This is a genomic window from Shewanella sp. KCT, from assembly GCF_007636505.1.
GTDB lineage: Bacteria > Pseudomonadota > Gammaproteobacteria > Enterobacterales > Shewanellaceae > Shewanella > Shewanella halotolerans.
The window spans coordinates 45,825-66,175 of record NZ_LVDJ01000018.1 but is presented as its reverse complement, the minus strand read 5'-3'; the positions used below and the strand labels follow the sequence as shown (position 1 = coordinate 66,175).

Below are 20,351 nucleotides of genomic sequence, written 5' to 3'. Positions count from 1 at the left end.
TTCGCGACCTCAAAAGTCCCCAATACGGCATGGGACTCAGACAAAGCCGCAGTCGTTGTCCACGCCGTTATGATGTGTTGTTGCTGATAGCTTTGTTGGCAGAAATCCTGCTTTGGTGCATCGGTCTGGCAGCCAGGCATCTGGGATGGCAGCGGAGGTTTCAAGCCAATACGATACGTGACAGAAACGTGCTATCTGTGCTCCGGCTCGGCAAAGAAGTGAGACGACGTCCGGAATACTCAATCAAAGAATCGCATTTTCGCTGGGCTTGGGGTGAATTTCTTAAACTGGTTAACACCTCTGGGAGGCCCTAATTATGAGGGGATCCTCCAGTACTTTGTATTAACTTTTATTTTTCATTGGTTAATTAATTGGTGGATTGACGCATTTGGGGTGAAAGGAGAGTATCGAATCGAGCGTTGAATAAATAAAAGAACGGCGCCGAATAAAAATTGAATTAGGGAGTAGACCTACATGATTAAAACAAGCAGATTAGCTGCGGCAGTTAAATTAAGTTTAATTGCGACAGTGTCGACCAGCGGATATTTTGTTGCCAACAATGCAGTTGCTGCCGAAGAAAGTGCCTCTTTTGAACGTATTGCGGTAACGGGTTCACGCATTCAACGTCAAGACATGGAAACGGCATCACCTGTTACCGTTATCGACGCCAGTGCTATTCGCGCCGAGGGTTACAATTCGGTCGATGAGATCCTACAGGCGCAACCGGCCATGGCGGGTATGGCAGTAGGCTCCACTACTAACAATGGTGCGGACGGTGTCGCCCAGGTGGATCTACGTGGTATGGGCGCAAGCCGTACGCTAGTGCTGTTAAATGGCCGCCGCATGGTTAACTCAGGTTCGGGCGCCGACAGTGCAGTGGATCTGAACACTATCCCAGTGGCGATGATCGCCCGTGTGGAGATCCTGAAAGACGGTGCCTCAGCGGTTTATGGTTCTGACGCCATTGCCGGTGTAGTGAACATCATCACCAAGAAAGATTTCGAAGGCTTCCAGCTGGACATCAATGGCGGTGCGACCGACAAGGGCGACGGCGAAAACGTTGAGATCAGTGCGCTTTACGGTTTCAACACAGACGGTGGCAACTATACCTTTGGTGTGGCTTACTCTGACCGCGGCGGCGTGATGCAAAAAGATCGCGACTGGGTAGAGAAGGGGGCCAGCAGCTTTATCCCAACCGGCTCATTAGGCGGCAAGGTACAAGACGAGAACGGCAACTGGGTCGATCGCACCGAAGGTTATGACTTTACCCAGGACAGCTGGCTACAGACGCCTAATGAGCGTTACAGCTTCTTCGCCAACGCGACCCAAGAGTTTGCGAACGAAATCGTCTTTACCGGCGACCTGCTTTACACCAAGCGTCAATCTGAGCAGATGATGGCGGCTCAGCCAGCTTCTGTGATGTTAGATGTGTGCACGCCGACTTCTACAGGTAACTGCATCACGCTTACCGACGAGATGGTTGCCGGTGGCATCACGCCTGACGACCAAGGCCGCGTCGAATATCGCAGAAGAACCACTGATGCGGGTAACCGTATCTATGAGCAAGACACAGACACTCTGCGTGTCTCAGCGGGTCTGGCCGGTGAGTTCGATGTTCACACAGGCATCGCATGGGATCTTTCTTACACCTATGGTAAGAACAAGGCAGAGACTTGGGTGCACAACTCAATCAACGCTAAGAACATGGCGCAGTCTGTCTATGACAACCAGGATGCCTGGTTCAGCGGTGACCCACTGTCTCAAGCCATCGTCGATGATATCAGCTACCTGGAAAGCACTACAGGTGGTAACGAGCAGCACATAGTATCAGGCGTGATCAGCGGCGAAGCCTTCGACCTGGAAGCGGGCCCAGTAGCATATGCGATTGGCGCCGAGTATCGTCATGACAGCGGTTACTACAATCCAGATCCAGTGATTGTCGCCGGTGAAGGCACCGCAGCCCAGCAAGATCCTACCGATGGTAGCTACAGCGTGGTGTCTGTCTATCAAGAGGTGAGCGTACCTTTCACCGACAAGCTAACCGGTGAATTTGCGCTGCGTTTTGACGACTACTCAACCTTCGGTAATGCGTCGACCTGGAAGATAGGTTTGACCTATGAGGCGACCGATGATCTTATGCTTCGCACCGTGGCGGCAACCGGCTTCCGCGCGCCAAACGTGAGCGAACTGTTCGGTGGTAATGTCGGTTCATACGACTACCTGGACGATCCTTGGGGCAACGAGCAAGACCCACAGATCCTGGTGAACTACACCTCAGATCCCGATCTGAAGGCTGAGTCTTCAGAGTCATACACTGCTGGTCTGGTCTACTCGCCAAGCTACATCGACGGCATGTCACTGACGCTGGACTACTGGCGCTTCAAGATCAAAGACGCCATCTCGCGTCTGGACGTTCAAGCTGGTCTGAATGCTTGTCACGCAGGTGATACGACAGCTTGTGAAACCTTCGGCATCACGCCTGACGGTAACCTGGAGAACCTGACTAACCCGCTAACCAACGTGGGTTATCAAGACACCAGTGGTATCGACTTTAATCTGGCTTATCGTTTCGAAGGCCTGGGACTGGATTGGAGCATCAGCAACGACCTGACCTACCTGCTCGAGTTTGAACAGGATGGTATCGATTACACTGGCACTATCGGCGGTATGTTCGGTGGTTACGCTAAGGTGAAGAACAACTTCAGTGTGAAGGCCGGCCAGGGTGACTGGAGTCTGATGTACTCTAACCGCTTTATCGGTGAGATGGATGACATTAACTACGGTGACACAGTTGATTCAGTGCTGTACCACAATATCTCTGGTATGTACCACATCAACGACAGCATTACGGCAAGCCTGGGCGTGAAGAACTTCACCGACGAGAAGCCTGTGATGGTGGCAAGTGGTAACGAGGCAGGCACAGTGCCTGAGGTTTACGACACTATCGGTCGTCAGATCTACGGCGGTGTAACCGTTAAGTTCTAACGAGCAGTTGGAAATAAAAAAGCGCCCTAGGGCGCTTTTTTTTATGCAAGTATCAAAATTAGCCTAAGCCATGCTGGGCAGATCTCATCTGAATGAACTCAATCTTGTAGCCATCCGGGTCTTCTACGAAGGCAATCTCAGTCGTGCCACCGGCAACCGGGCCTGGCTGACGGGTCACCTTGCCACCGGCGGTTTCGATAGCGGCGCAGCGACTGTAGATATCCTCTTCGCCAATGGCCAGATGACCAAAACCGGTACCGAGGTCATACTTGTCTGTATCCCAGTTGTAGGTGAGCTCGACCACAGCGGCACCAGTTGCCTCTTCGTCGAAGCCAACAAAGGCCAGGGTATAGCGGTATTCTGGATTCTCGGACTTGCGCAGTAGCTTCATGCCCAGGATCTCGGTGTAAAAATGTATGCTACGATCGAGATCGCCGACCCTCAGCATGGTGTGTAAAAGTTGTGCCATAAGGACCTCTTTTTAGGGAATGCTAGGCCCAAGTATACCTTATTTATCCGCTATTTAAATCTGCGCTATCGGTTTGCTTGCTCAATGACAGCCTGGGAAGAACAGGCCTAAATCGACATGATCCTTGTCACAGAATGGGGGGATGTCGCTGGCGTTAACCCGGGCTACAGGGATAATTGAGCTTGGTTACTAGAGGAGTTGTCGATGCCAAACGAATTGAAAATGGCCCTGGGATTAACGGTCACCATAGCACTGTTTCTATCTGTGTTTTTTGTCTGTATGTTTTGATACCAATCGTAGTAAATACCTGATCACTCTAGCGTGTTAAAACGTCCGATAACGGTGTTACCATTTGTGATTGTAGAATAACTACTTATCAAAAAATGCTGCCTTGTTCTCGAACGTTTTTCCCGTGCTATTTCTTATCACTTACTTACCGTGATTGGTATAGCTCAGCAGCGAACCCTCGCTATTGAGCCTGAAAAAAGCCGCATCTGCGGCTTTTTATCTTTGAGAGCTTATTTTTATTCAAGAGTTTGCTTAAGAGTTTACTCAAGAATCAGCTCAAGCATGAACGCCTATTCGTCCGGGTAGACCTTCTCTTTAAACTCACAGTGCTCTTCAATCAAACAACTGCCGCATCTTGGCTTACGGGCGACACAGGTATAGCGACCGTGAAGAATAAACCAGTGGTGCACATCTACCTTAAATTCGGCCGGTACTACCTTTAACATCTTCTGCTCGACCTGATCCACGTTCTTGCCCATGGCAAACTTGGTGCGGTTGGCGACGCGGAAGATATGGGTATCGACGGCAATGGTCGGCCAGCCGAAGGCGGTGTTTAACACTACGTTGGCCGTCTTACGGCCCACACCTGGCAGGGCTTCGAGCGCCTCTCTATCTTCGGGCACCTCGCCGCCATGCTTCTTCAGCAAGATCTCACAGGCCTTGATGACGTTGATTGCCTTGTTGTTATACAGGCCTATGGTCTTGATATATTCCTTGAGCCCCTCGACGCCTAGGTCATAGATGGCTTGGGCGGTATTTGCCACGGGAAATAGCTTGTCGGTGGCCTTGTTGACGCTCACGTCCGTGGCCTGGGCCGACAGGGTGACGGCAACCAGCAGCTCGAAGGGAGAGGAGAAGTTAAGCTCGGTTTCTGGCTTAGGATTGTTATCGCGAAAGATCTCCAGGATCTTACGACGTTTCTCGGTATTCATTACTTAACTCACCTTGGTAATGCGTGCGCGGGTGACGGCTGGCGCGGCCTCTGGGGCTGGTTTACGCGCCTCGAGCTGCTTGTCGATCATGTTCTTGATAGCGATGAGAAAACCCATGGCGATAAAGGCGCCAGGCGGTAGCATGGCCAGCAGGAAGTTGGTATCCACCTGCCAGAGATGAACCGTTAGTCCCTTGGCCCAGTCGCCAAGCAGCAGATCGGCACCGTCAAACAGTGTGCCCTGGCCCAAAATCTCGCGGCAAGCGCCTAACAGCATGAGCACTAGGGTGAAACCCAGTCCCATCATCAGGCCATCAAACGCCGCCTTAACCACGCTGTTGCGTGAGGCGAAGGCCTCGGCGCGGCCAATGATGACACAGTTGGTGACGATAAGCGGCAGGAAGATCCCCAGTGACAGATAGAGGCCATAGGCATAGGCGTTGATGAGCAGCTGTACACAGGTCACCAGCGCGGCGATGATCATCACAAATACGGGGATGCGGATCTCTTTGGGCACAAACTCCCGCACCAGAGAGACGAGCACGTTGGAGCCGACCAAGACCACAAGTGTCGCTAAGCCAAGGCCGATGGCATTGGTCAGGGTAGCGGTGACCGCCAGCAGCGGACACAGGCCCAGAAGCTGTACTAGGCCCGGATTATTCTTCCACAGTCCTTGCCAGGCGATATCACGATAGTTACTCATACTGGACCTCACAGTTGGCAGGGCGGTTTAACAGGGTCTGCTTGTTGGCGTTGAAATAGGTCAGGGTGCGCTTAACCGCGCCGACATAGGCCCTTGGCGTGATGGTAGCGCCGGTAAACTGGTCAAACTGACCGCCATCTTTCTTCACCGCCCAGCGCTTATCTTGCTCGCCCTGAATACTCTGGCCCTTAAAGCCGAGTACCCAGGAAGACTTACGCAGATCGATCTTATCCCCAAGGCCCGGCGTCTCGTTATGGTTAAGGGTTCGCACGCCTAACACCTCGCCCTTGGCATCGATGGCGACGATCAGCTTAATCTGACCGTTGTAGCCGTCCGGTGCGACCGTTTCCATGGCGATGGCTACCGGCTCACCACCTTGGCTGGCGATGTAGGCGGGCAGGGGCTCATCTATACCCAGCACATCGGCGTCCTGGATCAGGATGCAGTGCTCAATAAGTGCGTTGTCATGCATCTCATCTGGGATGATCTGATGCAGGGTGCGCATCAGCTCGAGATCTTGCTGCTGCTTGATCCGCTCGAAGGTGAACTGGTTAACCAGGGCCACCAAGGCGGTACACAGGAGGGCGAATAATCCCAGTAAGCTAGCATTTTTGACGATAGAACGTTTCACTTCATACTCCTGCCGTGGGCTTAGCGGCTTGCTCTGTGGCCGTAGGCTCGGGGTTTGACATAATAATCGATAAATGGCGCGCACAGGTTTGCCAGCAGCACGGCAAAGGCAAAGGCATCGGGATAGCCACCGAAGCTGCGGATCAAGTAGACCAGGAGACCGATCAGGGCGCCGAAGATCAGTCGGCCGCGGGTGCTGGTCGCCGCGGTCACAGGATCGGTAGCGATAAAGAAGGCCGCTAACATGGTGGCGCCTGAAAACAGATGCAGCATTGGGCCCATGTGGGTATCAGGGCTTAGCAGATAACCTATGCTGGCGCAGACAAATAGACTGGCCAAGATGGCGCTGCTTATCTGCCAGCGGATCAGCTTAAGCTTGAGCATCACCAGACCGCCAGCCAGGTAGGCCAGGTTTATTAGCGCCCAGCCGATGCCAAAGCCGTTGCTAAAGCTGGCCTTAGTTAAAATCTCATCCAGGGTCAGGCCGGTGGAGAGGCCTGTCTTGACCGCATCGAGAGGCGTGGCCTTGGTCACGCCGTCTATGCCGACGCGATAGGCGAGGATCTGCTCGGCATCTGCGCCCTGAAAGATGATGCTCAGGCTCTGCATCAGCCCCAGGTCATGCAAGGCGCCGCCGCTTGGGGCAACCCAGGTGGTCATCTGCACCGGGAAGGAGATTAGCAGCATCACATAGGCCGCCATGGCCGGGTTGAAGATGTTGTTGCCAAGGCCGCCGTAGAGCTGTTTGACCACTAAGATGGCAAAGACAACGCCTATGGCCGCAATCCACCATGGCGCCAGCGCGGGAATCGCCACACCTATGAGCAGACCTGTGAGGGCCGCGCTGTTGTCACTGATGGTCTTGCCCACGGGACGCGCACGTAACTTTAATACCGCCGCCTCTGTGGCCACTGCTATGGCGATCGCCAAGGCTACCTGGATCAGGGTTCCCCAACCGAAAAAGTAACACTGGGCCAGCGCGCCGGGCAGAGCGCACAGCATGACCTTAAACATCAGGCCACGGGTTTGTGCCTTGGTGGATAGGTGTGGCGATGAGGCCAACTTAAATGCCATGATTAATCCTTGTGCTCACTGTTTTGGGTCTCTGCCTCGGCCTTAGCCAGTTTCTTCGCCTTGGCCTTGGCGACAGCGGCGGCTATCTTGGCCTTCTTAATGGCCTCTGGACTGCTGGCATCGGCAACATCTTCGGTATCGGTCTGGCTTTCACTGGGCGCTAGTTGTTCATTACTTTCGCTTGCCTGAGCGGCTTTTTTCGCCTTGGCCTTAGCGACCGCAGCGGCTATCTTGGCCTTCTTGATAGCTTCAGGACTGCTGGCCTCGGCATCGTCTATCGCCTCTGCTTGTACAGGTGCCTTTTTAGTAGTCTCTGTATCAGTTGCGACTTCTGCCTTTGGTTTGCCGCTTGATTCGGCCTGCTGTGCCTTCTTCGCCTTGGCCTTGGCGACGGCCGCCGCAATCTTGGCCTTCTTGATGGCCTCTGGACTGTCGGCTTCAATATCCTCAGCTGGGGTCATGACGTCTGGCTTAACGCAAGCCCCAGCGTCCTGCTGTGCCTTCTTGGCTTTAGCCTTTGCAACTGCGGCGGCAATTTTTGCCTTCTTGACTGCCTCTGCATCAGCCTTTTCGGCACCTTCGGCATTGTCTGTGTTAGCACTCTGGTTTTCGCTTGGCTTAGCAGTTTCGCCGCTACGCTCAACTGGCTCGTCGCTGCGTTCAATTGGCTCGTCGCTGTGCTCAACAGTCGCGGCTTGCTGCTCATTAGAGCCTGCCTGAGCGGCTTTCTTGGCCTTGGCGCGGGCGATTGCCGCCGCGACCTTTTCTTTCTGACTTAACGGTTCAGTCTCAGCACCTTGCTTAGCGGGCGCTTGGCTTGCTTCAGTTGTATCGATCGTGTCTTGTGCGGCTTTCTTCGCCTTGGCTCTGGCGATGGCGGCGGCGACTTTCTCTTTCTGACTCAGAGGGGCTGATTCGCTATTGTCGGCACCAGTGACTTGTGATGCTGGCTGCTCATTCGTCTCAGTTTCTGTTTCGCTGGAAGCTTTCTGCGCGGCCTTCTTAGCCTTGGCCCTCGCGATAGCGGCGGCGACCTTGTCTTGTGGTTTTTCTGTTGTAGCGCCTGCTGAGGCTGAGGCTTGCGCTTCTGCAGCCTTCTTGGCCTGGATTCTTGCCATGGCGGCGGCGACGGCATCCTTATCAGAACCTGTCATCTGCGCCTTGCGACGCTCGGCCGCCTGTTTGGCTTTCTCTTCACGCGCCTGTTTCTCCTGCTCGAGGCGCAGGGTGCGGGAATCGAATCTCTGCTTGGCAAGCTCCGCCTGTTTCTTCTCTTCTGCCTCTTGGCGCAGGGCAGATTTGGCGACGCGATAATATTCCACTAGTGGAATGTCGCTGGGGCAGACATAGCTGCAGCAGCCACACTCGATACAGTCGCGTAGATTGTAGCTGGCAGCCTTGTCATATTCCTGGGCCTTGGCATGCCAGAACAGCTGCTGGGGCAGCAGCTGCGCTGGACAGGCCTGGGCACACTCGCCGCAGCGGATACAGGGCTGCTCCGGACTCGGCGGTGCAATCTCTTGCTCGCTCGGCATCAGGACACAGTTGGTGCCCTTGGTGATAGGCGCCGCCACATTCGGCAGCATGTAGCCCATCATGGGACCACCGATGATCACCGGGGCATTGGCATCGCCCCTAAACTGACCCACCTCTAGCAGGTGCTCGACTGGCGTGCCGATAGGAACCCAGTAGTTGCCGGGCTTAGCGATATTTTGGCCTGTCAGTGTCACCACGCGCTCGATCAGCGGCATGTTGCGATAGACTGCTTGGGCGATGCTGTAGGCGGTGCCCACGTTTTGCACCAGAATGCCCAGGTTGGCAGGAATGGCACCCGATGGCACCTCCTGTCCTGTAAGGATCTGGATAAGTTGCTTCTCGCCGCCCGACGGATAGAGCGTGGGGATCTTGCTCACTCGCGCGCAGTGACTCGGCAGCTGGCTGCGGTTGAGCGCATGGCCCATCTGCTCGACGGCCTCAGGTTTATTGTCTTCGATGGCGACAATGATGCGTTTCGGGCTGAGTAACTGATGGACTATTTCTATGCCGCGGACGATCTCATCGCAGCTTTCCTGCATCAGCTTGTCGTCTGAGGTGATATAGGGTTCACACTCGACGCCGTTGATGATCAGCAGTTCAATCTCGCTAACCGGTTTGAGCTTGATATGGGTTGGGAAGGCGGCGCCGCCAAGGCCCGCTATGCCCGCCGACTGAATCCGCCTGATGATGGCGTCGTTGTCCATCTCGGCCACTTGTTCAAGGCTCAGTGGCGCATGAACGCTTTCGATCCACTGCTCTTGATGATCGTTTTCAATTACGCAGGTGAGCACGGGGAGTGCGGAGGCGTGGTTGCTGGCACGCTCCTCGATGGCGAATACTTTGCCTGAGACAGGGGCATGGACCGGCAGATGGCGAAAGCCTTCGCCCAGAGTCAGGGGCTGTCCCTTAGTGACAGTGTCGCCGACTTTAACGGCTAAAGTACAGTTTTCGCCGACGCCCGGGACAGGAATGAGGTAGTGGTCCGCAAGGGGCAAGCGGCTTATCTTGCTCTGATTGGAAAGCGTTTTATGTTCGGGTGGGTGAATACCGCCGGGAATACGCCAGAGTGTGCCTTTATCTATCTGTTCTAACAAGGTTAACACTTAGATTCCTCGCTAATATTGACCACAGGTATGGCATTGAGCTGCCAGCTCCAGTTTTGCAGCGTCTCGGCGACTGGGATCATGTCGATACAATCTACTGGGCAGGGCTCGACACACAGATCGCAACCTGTGCAGTAGTCTGTGATAACCGTGTGCATCTGCTTGCCTGTGCCTAAGATGGCATCGACCGGACAGGCCTGAATACATTTAGTGCAGCCGATACATTCAGCCTCGCGGATAAAGGCGACCTTCTTCACCTGGGTCTCGGCGCTGGCGGTGAGCGGCTCTGGGTCGACGCCCATCAACTCGGCGAGTTTCTCCATGGTGGCGGTGCCGCCCGGTGGACACTTGTTGATCTTCTCGCCGTTGGCGATTGCCTCGGCATAGGGGCGACAGCCTGGGTAGCCGCATTGGCCACATTGGGTTTGCGGCAGCAGTGCCTCGGCCTGGTCGATAATGGGGTCCCCTTCGACCTTAAATTTTTCGGCGGCGTAGCCCAGCAGCGCACCGAAGGCGAGGGCGAGTAATCCTAATAGGATGATGGCAATAATAACTTGGCTCATGCTTAATTAACCAAACCTGTGAAGCCCATGAAGGCCAGAGACATCAGGCCTGCAGTGATCATGGCGATGGCGCCGCCCTTGAAGGGGGCCGGAACATCGGCGGCAGCGAGGCGCTCACGCATGGCGGAGAAGAGGATTAAGACGATGGAGAAACCGACCGCCGCGCCAAAACCATAGATGGCCGATTCGATAAAATCGTGCTTCTCGTTGACGTTGAGCAGGGCAACACCCAGAACGGCGCAGTTGGTGGTGATCAGCGGCAGATAGATCCCCAGAGCCCTGTGCAGGGCGGCGCTGGTCTTCTGTACCAGCATCTCGGTAAATTGCACCACGACGGCGATAACCAAGATAAAGGCCATGGTGCGCAGATAGCTGAGATCGAAAGGGGTCAACAGATAGTTGTCGACCAGATAGCTTAAGATAGAGGCAAGAGTGAGCACGAAGGTGGTCGCCATCGACATGCCGATAGCCGACTCCAACTTACTCGAGACTCCCATGAAGGGGCAGAGGCCGAGAAATTTAACTAATACAAAGTTGTTGACCAGCACTGTGCCGATCAATAGGAGGAGATATTCGCTCATCTCAATGGGTTATCTATATCTAATTTACGGGTATTATCAGCCTTTCGGCCGGGATAAACAACACAAAGAATGAAGGGATTATTTATCCCGCCGTCTGACTGCGCGCAGATTGTTCATCCTTTAGGGTGAATGGTTTAGGCTTAGCGATGTAAAAGCCTTGCAGGCCGTCCACCAAAAGCTGCTCCAGGGCAAACTTCTCTTCCTGACGCTCGATACTGGAGGCGATCACCTTCACCGACTGTTTACGGGCCACATCGACTATCATCTTCACGAAGAAGCGATTGTTGCTATTTGTATCTATTGCTTGAGAGTAGCTGCCATCGAGCTTAATAAAGTCGGGTCTGATCTCTTTAAAGAACTTGAAGGAGGTGAAGCCCATGCCAAAGTGCTCGACCGCCACCCGAGCGCCGACACTGTGCATGTCGCGCACAAACTTATGGGCCTGACGAATATTGGCCTGCATTCCCGCCTCATTTACTTCCAACACCAGTCGCGAGGCGATCTGGCGTTGACGTACGAAGATATCTTTCAGCCAGGCAGTAAAGGCGGGCTGGTTGACCGAGGCGGTACTGATATTGATGCCCAAGGCGCCGGTGAAGGTCGGGGTGTCGAGCAACAGGCGCAGTGTGCTGAGTATGATGATCTTATCAAGCTCTACGCTGAGCCCATGACGCTCGGCCATGGCGATCACTGTGCCTGTAGGCAGAAACTTGCCCTCGTTGCTATAGAAGCGCGACAGCAGCTCGCTGTAGACGTTGTCGGCGCCGCGACAGGGTTGAATATCCTGGGCGTGAAACTTGATGGCGCGGCGCTTGATAATATCTTCGATGGCCAGCTTCCAGTGGGAATCGCCAACCAGCTCCTCGTCGCTGAGCTTCTCCTGCACATGATAGCTGTTGGGGCCGAGTGTCTGGGCGATGCTTACGGCGGCGTCGGCAATATAGACCAGAGACAGGGCGTCGCCGCCTTGCTCGTAAGGCACCATGCCAATATAGGCGACCGAATCGAGATCGCTGCCTTGCTGGTACTCATCGAACTGGGCTTTTAGCTTTTCCAGCTGCTGCTGGGCATCCTTTAACACCATATCTGGGATGAAAACGGCAAAATCGGCGCTGCTGATCCTAAACGCCTCAATATTTGGCATCCCTTGTAACGCCTTGCGGATGCAGGTCGCAACGCCTGCCAGATAGTCATCTCCCGCTGCGCGCCCCTGGCTCTGGTTAACATGACCCAGTTCGGTGGCCTTAATCATTGCCATGAGTCCGATGCGCGACTTGCCGGGCTTGGCGAGGGCGTCGAGCTTCTCGGTAAATTTAGGGCGGGTGCCAAATAGGGTAACGGGATCTTGATAGGCCTCGCGATTGAGCTGCTCTGTCTGTTGCTGTAGCTGATCGATTTTATCGTGCACGGCAACGCGGCAATGTTCCAGTGCCTTACCTAAGGGTTTAAGTTCACCGTGAAAACGTGACTGGGCGATGGCATCAAATTTAAGCTCGGCGAAGCCGTTCAGGGCATTGACCGCATAATTGATGGCCCGTTTCTGTCTGGCCATCAACAGGGTAAAGAGTACCGCCAGGGCCAGATAGCCACCGACTATCCAGATAAGAGTTTGGGTAAAATGAGTTAATGCATCCTTTGCTATGGTACGGCTGGAGAGTTTAACCTGCAGCCGGCCTTGGGGCAGTGCCTGGGTATTTTCCCTTGGCTGATTAAAGAGTGCAGTTGCCAGATCTGTTTTTGAGGCGATCAGCTGGCCCTGGGTGTAATTGAGGTTGCCGTCTAACTGATGCACATATTGAAAGAATTGAAACTCATATTGCTTAGTTAGCAGAGCATAGAGCGCCTGGCCTTGTTCGGGCAGGGGCTGTTGCCAGATGGGATCGGCCTGATATTCCTTAAGTTGGAAGTCGGCTATTGCGGCGATTTCTTGTCGCTGGTTGAGATACGCCAAAGCCGTTAAGGCAAGACAAGCCGTTATCAGCAATAGATGTATAGATTTTCCAACGCCCATAAAAAGTAACCTAAATTGATCGACTTCCCATTCTAGCTAAATTTGAAACAGTTAGTCTAACGCTTTATGGCCGATGAGTTTTTTAGGTTAACGCAGAGGATAAAACTTAAGAGGGTGGCTCCCCAGACTGGACTTGAACCAGTGACATACGGATTAACAGTCCGCCGTTCTACCGACTGAACTACTGGGGAATCGAGAGAGATATGATAGTGAAGTGGCTCCCCAGACTGGACTTGAACCAGTGACATACGGATTAACAGTCCGCCGTTCTACCGACTGAACTACAGGGGAGTAGATACTTCTCTATGCTATAAGTGGCTCCCCAGACTGGACTTGAACCAGTGACATACGGATTAACAGTCCGCCGTTCTACCGACTGAACTACTGGGGAATTGATACTTATATGGTTAACTATATTGGCTCCCCTGACTGGACTCGAACCAGTGACATACGGATTAACAGTCCGCCGTTCTACCGACTGAACTACAGGGGAACATCTTATATAGCTAACTCGTCTTCTTCAATGTGACGCTTTGGCTCCCCAGACTGGACTTGAACCAGTGACATACGGATTAACAGTCCGCCGTTCTACCGACTGAACTACTGGGGAATCGTGTAAGCGACTCGTCGTTGAAGACGGAGCGCATATTAAATCGCTCTTACACATGAGTCAACTCGACTTGGCAAAAAAAGTGTAATTATGCTGTTAAGTGCTCATCTAATGCGCACAGTGATCGCTAAGTGCGCATTTTGCTGCTTTAACGGCCATATCTGGCTGAAATTTATCGGCTATTGGCATTTTATGCTGACGCTATATGACAGCCGACGACACTCCTCTGATAGGCTGGGTTTTCAAATGTAGTAAAATTACATCCCTACAGCAAAAAGGGCGGCTATGTGTAAAAGGGGCTAAAGCCGCGATTATCCTGAGGTTGCGGGAGTTATCCACTAAATCTGTGGATAAGCCTGTGGGTTAGGCACTAAATCGCCGGGCAAACGCAGTGGCTCTGCGGGTTGTACTTAAAATGACAAGAATTAGCGCATCTTAATATTGGCACCAATTATCAACAACTTATGAAAATCAAGCCCCTTAATACATTTATCTGCATGACGTTACAGATATGTAATGAGTTTTGGCCCTTTACTTGTGTATTAAATTGGCTACAGGCGTGAGTTTTAGCCTGTTTTTTGACCATGAAGCGTGAATTTGCCATTTGTACAAAACTTACATGACAAGAGGATGACATTTATGGGGCGTTTCGGTGAATTCTGCCGATCAAGAAAATGGCGAGTCTCATTGGCTAATAGCTGTGGGTACTTTAAGATAGGTGCACAGCTATAAAGGAGTGCACCATTGAGTGAATCAGCATTTGATCTCGTTTCGCAATACGCGCCGGCTGGCGATCAGCCCGGCGCGATCAAGCAACTTGTCGACGGCCTAGATGCCGGACTGGCAAGCCAGACACTGCTTGGGGTAACGGGATCCGGCAAAACCTTTACCATCGCCAATGTTATCAAACAGATGCAGCGCCCAACTATCATCATGGCGCCCAACAAGACTTTGGCGGCCCAGCTCTATGGCGAGATGAAGGAGTTCTTTCCTAATAATGCCGTCGAGTATTTCGTCTCCTACTACGACTATTATCAGCCCGAAGCCTATGTGCCGTCGACCAATACCTTTATCGAGAAGGATGCCTCGGTCAACGCTCATATCGAACAGATGCGACTCTCTGCAACTAAGGCGTTGCTTGAGCGGCGCGATGTGGTGCTGATCGCCTCTGTATCGGCCATTTATGGTTTGGGCGACCCTGAATCCTACATGAAGATGTTGCTGCATCTGCGTCAGGGCGATTTTATGGGGCAACGGGAGATCCTGCAGCGCCTGAGCGAGCTGCAATATACCCGTAACGATATCGAGCTGGATCGCGGTACCTTCAGGGTGCGCGGTGAGGTGATCGATATCTTCCCGGCCGAATCTGACAAGCAGGCGATCCGTGTCGAACTGTTCGACGATGAAATTGACCGTCTCAGCCTGTTTGATCCCTTGACCGGCCATATTCTGCAGCGCATCGCGCGCACTACCGTCTATCCTAAGACCCACTATGTGACGCCCAGAGAGAAGATCCTGGCGGCTACAGAGGAGATCAAGCAGGAGCTCAGAGAGCGCAAGCAGTATCTGCTGGACAATAATAAGCTTATCGAGGCGCAGCGGATCTCTGAGCGGGTGCAATACGATATTGAGATGATGACAGAGCTGGGGTACTGCTCCGGCATCGAAAACTATTCCCGCTATCTCTCAGGCAGACGTCCAGGCGAGGGCCCGCCGACCCTGCTGGATTATTTGCCCGCCGACGGCCTGTTGATCCTCGACGAGTCCCACGTGACCGTGCCGCAGATAGGCGCCATGTATAAGGGTGACCGTTCGCGCAAGATGAATCTGGTGGAGTATGGTTTCCGTCTGCCCTCGGCGCTGGATAACCGTCCGCTCAAGTTCGAAGAGTTTGAGTCTTTGATGCCACAGACCATCTTTGTGTCGGCAACCCCGGCGCAGTATGAGCTTGATAAGAGCGACGGCGAGATCGCCGAGCAGGTGGTGCGGCCGACAGGCCTGCTGGATCCCGAGATAGAGGTGCGCCCGGTCGCAATTCAGGTGGACGATCTTCTGTCTGAAGCCAACAAGCGCGTCGCGGTGAACGAGCGGGTGTTGGTAACCACGCTAACCAAACGTATGGCGGAGGATCTCACCGAGTATCTCGATGAGCATGGTGTCAAGGTACGTTATCTGCACTCAGACATAGATACGGTCGAGCGAGTGGAGATCATCCGCGACCTGCGCCTGGGTGTGTTTGATGTGCTGGTCGGCATCAACTTGCTCAGGGAGGGCCTGGATATGCCGGAGGTCTCCCTGGTGTGCATCTTAGATGCCGATAAGGAAGGCTTCCTGCGCTCAGAGCGCTCCCTCATTCAGACCATAGGTCGCGCCGCCCGTAACGTGAACGGCAAGGTGATCCTCTACGCCGACAATATGACTAAGTCGATGGCCAAGGCGATCGGCGAGACTGAGCGTCGCAGGGAGAAGCAGCATGAGTTCAACCTGGCTAACGGCATCACGCCGAAGGGGGTGTCGAAGAAGATCGCCGATGTGATGGATCTGGGGGATTACAACGAGCATACCGCCAAGGTGTTGCCGAAATACCAGAAGGTGGCCGAGTCCAGAACTACCTATGCCAAGCAAGATGCCTCTAGCCTTAGCCATCAGATCGATGAGCTGGAGAAACGTATGCACCAGCATGCAAGAGACCTGGAGTTTGAGCAGGCGGCAGCGCTGCGTGATGAGGTGCTGGCCCTGCGCGAGGCGCTTATTAAGGCTTAGCACTCACGTATAAGCGATGCACAAAGAAAAGGCTCACCTAGGTGAGCCTTTTTATCTTTTCAGGGCCAATGTTATAAGCAATGCCGTTAACTAGGTTACTAGCGTTAGGTTATTAGCGCTTTGTCATTAGTGCCTGGTCATTAGCGCGCCAGTCGCCTGATGAGACGATAGAGCAAAAAGACCAGCACGCCGCTGATCACACCTACCAAATGCGCCTCTGTGGCGACCCTGGCATCGATTAGCTTAGTGATCTGATCCGTGGCACCGTAATACTGCTCATAAGCCACCTTGAAGCAGACGCCGGCAAACAGCAGGTAGCCGGAGCGGATCTTCATCTGAATATCTTTGAGGGCGCCGTAGGCAAACAAACCATGCAGCATGCCGCTGAGGCCTACATAACCGCCTAAGGTGGGGAAAAACCAGTAGAGGCCTAGCCCCTGAAGTAGGCAGAGCAGGGCAAACAGTAGGGTGAAATTACCGGCGCGGTAGTGGTTCTCGTGCAGAAAACTGATCACCCACAGACCCGCCAGGTTCATCAGCAGGTGCCAATGATTGGTGTGCAGCAGATTGCCGCTAACCAGGCGCCACCACTCTCCGTGCGCAATGGCACTGCGGCGAAAGGCGAGCGTGCCGTCCAGGTGGAGAAAGTAGAGCAGGCTGCAGAGTATGCTGATCCCCAGCACCACGCCATAGGGCGTAGCGCGCGACGTCAGCCGACCTAACATTTTGCGTCCAGTTGGGCCATGACGCCATCTTTGTCATCCAGATAGTCATTCAGTCCCTTGGCTCTCAGCAGGCAGGCGGGGCAGGTGCCGCAGCCACTGCCGATGATACCGTTGTAGCAGGTGAGGGTCTGGTCTCTGACCAGCTCCAGGCTGTGGTATTTGTCTGCCAGTGCCCAGGTCTGGGCCTTGTTAAGCCACATTAAGGGAGTGACAAGCTTAAGTTCACGATCCATTCCCTGCTCGAGCGCCGATTGCATCGCCTTGATAAATGAATCGCGACAATCTGGATAGCCGGAGAAGTCGGTTTCACACACGCCGGTGATCACACTTTCGGCGCCCAGCTGATAGGCGTAGATCCCGGCCAAGGTGAGAAACAGTATGTTACGCCCAGGCACGAAGGTGTTGGGCAGGCCGTTATCCATCAGCTCGTTGGATACGGGGATGGCATCACGGGTCAGGGCTGAGATAGCCAGCTCGTTCAGCACGGTTACATCTAATATCTTGTGGCTGGCGACTTTGAGGTCCTTGGCCAGCTTGGCGGCGGTGGCGATCTCTTCGCTGTGGCGCTGGCCATAATCGAAGGTAACCGCATGCACTTCATCATATTGATTCAGGGCTTGAATTAAACAGGTGGTGGAGTCTTGTCCGCCACTAAACACAACAACAGCTTTAGACATCTGCTCTGTCCGGATAGAAAATTTGTCGATAGTTTAACTGACCATGAAGGCCTTGCAAATTTTCTTGTGGCGATCTGCCTAAGCCATGGAAAAATTGGTGAAACCTTGGGGAATTAATGGGGTTATACTTGCTTGTAGGGGCAAAATCTTCTATAAAAGCCGCCCGCAAGTGACGAGGTTTAAGATGAAGTATCCGGTTAATGAAGTTTTTGAAACCATCCAAGGTGAAGGGGTATACACGGGCGTGCCGGCGATCTTCGTCCGTCTGCAGGGCTGCCCTGTGGGGTGTTCCTGGTGCGATACCAAGCATACCTGGGAAACCTTAGCCGAGAACCGCGTCTCCTCGGAGCAAGTGATCCAGGTGGACGGCGCCATCGGCCGTTGGGCCGAGTTAGATGCCCGTGAGCTGTTGATGCACTTCAAGGTGCAGGGCTTTAGCGCCAAACATGTGGTGATCACCGGTGGAGAACCTTGTATCTATGACCTGATCGCCTTGACCCAGGCCTTTGCCGATGCCGGTATGCAGTGTCAAATCGAGACCAGCGGGACCTTCGATGTGTTAGTGGACCCTCGTGCCTGGGTGACGGTATCGCCTAAGATCAACATGAAGGGCGGATATAAGGTGTTAGAGCAGGCGCTGGAACGCGCCGATGAGATCAAACACCCGGTCGCCAAGGCCTCCCACATCGAGGAACTCGACGAGCTGCTCAAAGGCATAGACACCCTTGGCAAGACAATCTGCCTTCAGCCGATTAGCCAGAAGCCCCGCGCCACCGAGTTGGCGATGAAGGTCTGCATCGAGCGCAACTGGCGCCTCTCTATTCAGACCCATAAATATCTGAATATCGATTGAGTATTAGGGATACTTATATTTACATAAAAAAACGGCGCCAACCGGGAGTAAACAGTTAAAGGCGCCGTTTTTGTTGATGACTCATTAAGCTTGCTTATCTTCTCTAAAGTCCTTGATCCAGAGCCGAAAAGATTGAACTCGCTATTCCAAATGCCCCGACTCGTTAAAGGCCGCTAGCTTGGTCTGATATTCCGTGATATCGCCAATATGCTCATCGACCCATTGCTTGTCGTAGTAAGTATCGAGATAACGATCTCCCGAGTCGCATAGTAGGGTAACGATAGAACCGGTTTGACCGTTGGCATGCATCTCGCTCGCTAGTTGCAGGGCGCCATAGAGGTTGGTGCCTGTAGAAGGACCTGCCTTGCGGCCGATCAGCCTCTCTAACCAATAGATGGTGGCGATCGATGCGCCGTCATCAATCTTGACCATATGGTCGACAACCCCTGGGATAAAAGAGGGCTCGGCACGTGGCCGGCCAATGCCTTCGATACGGCTGGCACCGGCGCAGCTTATGCTGGCATCGCCACTATGGTAATAGTCGTAGAACACCGAATTTTCTGGGTCGACCACACAAAGCTTGGTCTTGGCACACTGGTAACGAATATAGCGGCCTATGGTGGCCGAGGTGCCACCTGTGCCAGGGCTCATCACGATCCAGCTGGGGACGAGATGCGGTTCTCTTTGCATCTGCTCGAAGATGGAGTTGGCGATATTGTTGTTACCGCGCCAGTCGGTGGCGCGCTCTGCGTAGGTAAACTGATCCATATAGTGGCCCGATAGCTCGTCGGCCAGGCGTTGTGACTCGGCGTAGATCTGACTGGAATGCTCGACGAAATGGCAGCGTCCACCATAAAACTCGATCTGTTGGATCTTCTTCTTGGCAGTTGAGGCGGGCATCACGGCGATAAATGGCAGGCCCAGTAGGCGCGCGAAGTAGGCCTCTGATACTGCGGTACTGCCGGATGAAGACTCTATGATGGGTGTATCTTGGGTGATCCAGCCGTTACACAGGGCGTAGAGAAACAGGGATCGCGCCAGGCGATGCTTGAGGCTGCCTGTGGGATGGGTGCTTTCATCTTTTAGGTAAATGTCGATGCCGGGGAGCATAGGCAGTTCCAGCTTGATCAGATGAGTGTCTGCACTGCGTTGATAATCAGCCTCGATCTTTGCGATGGCCTGGTTGACCCAAGATTGATCCATGGTGGCTCCTGAGGTTATTGAGCGGATAGACGTTATAGCTTAACGAAATAAATTATAACGAAAAGGAAAATCGAAAAGAAATGCGACCGAGCGTCGAGGGCGCTTGTTGTGATGATTGAAGGATCGACTGGAAAATGGCTTAAGCGGTATGTTGCAGTGGGTAGCAAACGGGATGAATTAGTTTTGGCTAAAAACAGATGCGTTTTATGGCAATAGGTAAAGCAGACGGGGAAGCTAAGTTTTAAGGGAAAGCTGAAGTTTAGGGTAAAGCTGAAGTTTAGGGTAAAGCTGAGAGATGAGATAACGCGGAGAAAAAATGGTGGAGGGAGAAGGATTCGAACCTTCGAAGGCTGAGCCGTCAGATTTACAGTCTGATCCCTTTGGCCACTCGGGAACCCCTCCATATTTTTTTACAGCAGCACAAGGTAATAACAAGATAAAGATGGTGGAGGGAGAAGGATTCGAACCTTCGAAGGCTGAGCCGTCAGATTTACAGTCTGATCCCTTTGGCCACTCGGGAACCCCTCCACGAGTATCTCTTTATTACATTGTAGGCAAATGGTGGAGGGAGAAGGATTCGAACCTTCGAAGGCTGAGCCGTCAGATTTACAGTCTGATCCCTTTGGCCACTCGGGAACCCCTCCTC

General features: G+C 53.4%; 15 protein-coding genes, 8 tRNA genes and 1 pseudogene. 4 read left to right on the top strand and 20 right to left on the bottom strand.

All coding sequences use genetic code 11. The annotated features are described in order from the left end of the window. A pseudogene (locus tag AYI87_RS19290) lies at positions 1-314 on the top strand (IS4 family transposase); the annotation flags it as partial. A 160-nt stretch (positions 315-474) separates the two neighbouring features. Beyond that, positions 475-2,985 (top strand): TonB-dependent receptor plug domain-containing protein, encoded by a 2,511-nt coding sequence (locus tag AYI87_RS19285; RefSeq protein ID WP_144204263.1) that lies wholly within the window; start codon positions 475-477, stop codon positions 2,983-2,985. A gap of 58 nt (positions 2,986-3,043) precedes the next feature. Here the strand turns inward: AYI87_RS19285 and gloA are convergent, their stop codons facing one another. The 14 genes from gloA to AYI87_RS19215 form a co-directional block, all read right to left on the bottom strand. Further along, complete coding sequence (gene gloA, locus AYI87_RS19280; RefSeq protein WP_144204262.1) at positions 3,044-3,454, bottom strand: lactoylglutathione lyase; 411 nt, start codon at positions 3,452-3,454, stop codon at positions 3,044-3,046. Between the two features lie 578 nt (positions 3,455-4,032). Continuing rightward, the gene (gene nth / locus AYI87_RS19275) at positions 4,033-4,674 is read right to left on the bottom strand and encodes an endonuclease III (RefSeq protein ID WP_144204261.1); all 642 of its coding nucleotides are present in this window, start codon (positions 4,672-4,674) and stop codon (positions 4,033-4,035) included. A 3-nt stretch (positions 4,675-4,677) separates the two neighbouring features. Next, complete coding sequence (locus AYI87_RS19270) at positions 4,678-5,376, bottom strand: electron transport complex subunit E (protein ID WP_144204260.1); 699 nt, start codon at positions 5,374-5,376, stop codon at positions 4,678-4,680. Next, a complete protein-coding gene (rsxG, locus tag AYI87_RS19265) occupies positions 5,369-6,007 on the bottom strand; it encodes an electron transport complex subunit RsxG (protein ID WP_144204259.1) in 639 nt (212 codons plus the stop codon). Before rsxG ends, AYI87_RS19270 begins: the two co-directional genes overlap by 8 nt. A 20-nt stretch (positions 6,008-6,027) precedes the next feature. Next, on the bottom strand, positions 6,028-7,080 hold the full coding sequence (gene rsxD / locus AYI87_RS19260) for an electron transport complex subunit RsxD (RefSeq protein WP_144204258.1): 1,053 nt from the start codon (positions 7,078-7,080) through the stop codon (positions 6,028-6,030). 2 nt (positions 7,081-7,082) lie between these two features. After that, entirely contained in the window at positions 7,083-9,719 is a 2,637-nt protein-coding gene (gene rsxC / locus AYI87_RS19255; protein WP_144204257.1) for an electron transport complex subunit RsxC, read from the bottom strand. Beyond that, positions 9,713-10,282, bottom strand: a complete 570-nt coding sequence (gene rsxB / locus AYI87_RS19250) for an electron transport complex subunit RsxB (protein WP_144204256.1) — start codon at positions 10,280-10,282, stop codon at positions 9,713-9,715. Before rsxB ends, rsxC begins: the two co-directional genes overlap by 7 nt. A gap of 2 nt (positions 10,283-10,284) precedes the next feature. Next, positions 10,285-10,863 (bottom strand): electron transport complex subunit RsxA, encoded by a 579-nt coding sequence (gene rsxA / locus AYI87_RS19245; RefSeq protein WP_144204255.1) that lies wholly within the window; start codon positions 10,861-10,863, stop codon positions 10,285-10,287. Positions 10,864-10,945: 82 nt separating this feature from the next. After that, positions 10,946-12,874 carry an EAL domain-containing protein gene (locus tag AYI87_RS19240; protein ID WP_144204254.1) on the bottom strand — a complete coding sequence of 643 codons (1,929 nt, stop codon included), beginning with the start codon at positions 12,872-12,874 and terminating at the stop codon, positions 10,946-10,948. A gap of 115 nt (positions 12,875-12,989) precedes the next feature. Beyond that, positions 12,990-13,065, bottom strand: a tRNA-Asn gene (locus tag AYI87_RS19235). Between the two features lie 24 nt (positions 13,066-13,089). After that, a tRNA-Asn gene (locus tag AYI87_RS19230) sits at positions 13,090-13,165 on the bottom strand. A gap of 24 nt (positions 13,166-13,189) precedes the next feature. After that, positions 13,190-13,265, bottom strand: a tRNA-Asn gene (locus AYI87_RS19225). A 26-nt stretch (positions 13,266-13,291) separates the two neighbouring features. Beyond that, positions 13,292-13,367 (bottom strand) — tRNA-Asn (locus AYI87_RS19220). A 41-nt stretch (positions 13,368-13,408) separates the two neighbouring features. Next, positions 13,409-13,484, bottom strand: a tRNA-Asn gene (locus AYI87_RS19215). Between the two features lie 744 nt (positions 13,485-14,228). On the opposite strand from AYI87_RS19215, the gene uvrB reads away from it, so the two are divergent. Beyond that, positions 14,229-16,247: an excinuclease ABC subunit UvrB gene (gene uvrB, locus AYI87_RS19210; protein WP_144204253.1), complete on the top strand. Its 2,019-nt coding sequence runs from the start codon at positions 14,229-14,231 to the stop codon at positions 16,245-16,247. A 140-nt stretch (positions 16,248-16,387) separates the two neighbouring features. On the opposite strand, the gene rrtA is transcribed toward uvrB, so the two are convergent. Together rrtA and queC are read right to left on the bottom strand one after the other, a co-directional pair. Then, positions 16,388-16,972: a rhombosortase gene (gene rrtA, locus AYI87_RS19205; RefSeq protein ID WP_144204252.1), complete on the bottom strand. Its 585-nt coding sequence runs from the start codon at positions 16,970-16,972 to the stop codon at positions 16,388-16,390. Then, positions 16,966-17,649 (bottom strand): 7-cyano-7-deazaguanine synthase QueC, encoded by a 684-nt coding sequence (gene queC, locus AYI87_RS19200; RefSeq protein WP_144204251.1) that lies wholly within the window; start codon positions 17,647-17,649, stop codon positions 16,966-16,968. Before queC ends, rrtA begins: the two co-directional genes overlap by 7 nt. A gap of 184 nt (positions 17,650-17,833) precedes the next feature. Between queC and queE the strand changes: the two genes are divergently transcribed. Further along, complete coding sequence (gene queE, locus AYI87_RS19195; protein WP_011865859.1) at positions 17,834-18,502, top strand: 7-carboxy-7-deazaguanine synthase QueE; 669 nt, start codon at positions 17,834-17,836, stop codon at positions 18,500-18,502. Between the two features lie 141 nt (positions 18,503-18,643). Here the strand turns inward: queE and AYI87_RS19190 are convergent, their stop codons facing one another. The 4 genes from AYI87_RS19190 to AYI87_RS19175 form a co-directional block, all read right to left on the bottom strand. Further along, the gene (locus AYI87_RS19190; protein ID WP_144204250.1) at positions 18,644-19,705 is read right to left on the bottom strand and encodes a PLP-dependent cysteine synthase family protein; all 1,062 of its coding nucleotides are present in this window, start codon (positions 19,703-19,705) and stop codon (positions 18,644-18,646) included. Between the two features lie 317 nt (positions 19,706-20,022). Continuing rightward, positions 20,023-20,107: transfer RNA gene (locus tag AYI87_RS19185), tRNA-Tyr, on the bottom strand. Between the two features lie 41 nt (positions 20,108-20,148). Beyond that, positions 20,149-20,233: transfer RNA gene (locus tag AYI87_RS19180), tRNA-Tyr, on the bottom strand. Positions 20,234-20,264: 31 nt separating this feature from the next. Continuing rightward, a tRNA-Tyr gene (locus AYI87_RS19175) sits at positions 20,265-20,349 on the bottom strand. Between the last annotated feature and the right edge of the window lie 2 nt (positions 20,350-20,351).

Bases quoted from the DNA above. Each gene is read 5' to 3' on its own strand.
- AYI87_RS19285 (WP_144204263.1), top strand. From the start codon at position 475: ATGATTAAAACAAGCAGATTAGCTGCGGCAGTTAAATTAAGTTTAATT.
- gloA (WP_144204262.1), bottom strand. From the start codon at position 3,454: ATGGCACAACTTTTACACACCATGCTGAGGGTCGGCGATCTCGATCGT.
- nth (WP_144204261.1), bottom strand. From the start codon at position 4,674: ATGAATACCGAGAAACGTCGTAAGATCCTGGAGATCTTTCGCGATAAC.
- AYI87_RS19270 (WP_144204260.1), bottom strand. From the start codon at position 5,376: ATGAGTAACTATCGTGATATCGCCTGGCAAGGACTGTGGAAGAATAAT.
- rsxD (WP_144204258.1), bottom strand. From the start codon at position 7,080: ATGGCATTTAAGTTGGCCTCATCGCCACACCTATCCACCAAGGCACAA.
- rsxB (WP_144204256.1), bottom strand. From the start codon at position 10,282: ATGAGCCAAGTTATTATTGCCATCATCCTATTAGGATTACTCGCCCTC.
- rsxA (WP_144204255.1), bottom strand. From the start codon at position 10,863: ATGAGCGAATATCTCCTCCTATTGATCGGCACAGTGCTGGTCAACAAC.
- AYI87_RS19240 (WP_144204254.1), bottom strand. From the start codon at position 12,874: ATGGGCGTTGGAAAATCTATACATCTATTGCTGATAACGGCTTGTCTT.
- rrtA (WP_144204252.1), bottom strand. From the start codon at position 16,972: ATGTTAGGTCGGCTGACGTCGCGCGCTACGCCCTATGGCGTGGTGCTG.
- queC (WP_144204251.1), bottom strand. From the start codon at position 17,649: ATGTCTAAAGCTGTTGTTGTGTTTAGTGGCGGACAAGACTCCACCACC.
- queE (WP_011865859.1), top strand. From the start codon at position 17,834: ATGAAGTATCCGGTTAATGAAGTTTTTGAAACCATCCAAGGTGAAGGG.
- AYI87_RS19190 (WP_144204250.1), bottom strand. From the start codon at position 19,705: ATGGATCAATCTTGGGTCAACCAGGCCATCGCAAAGATCGAGGCTGAT.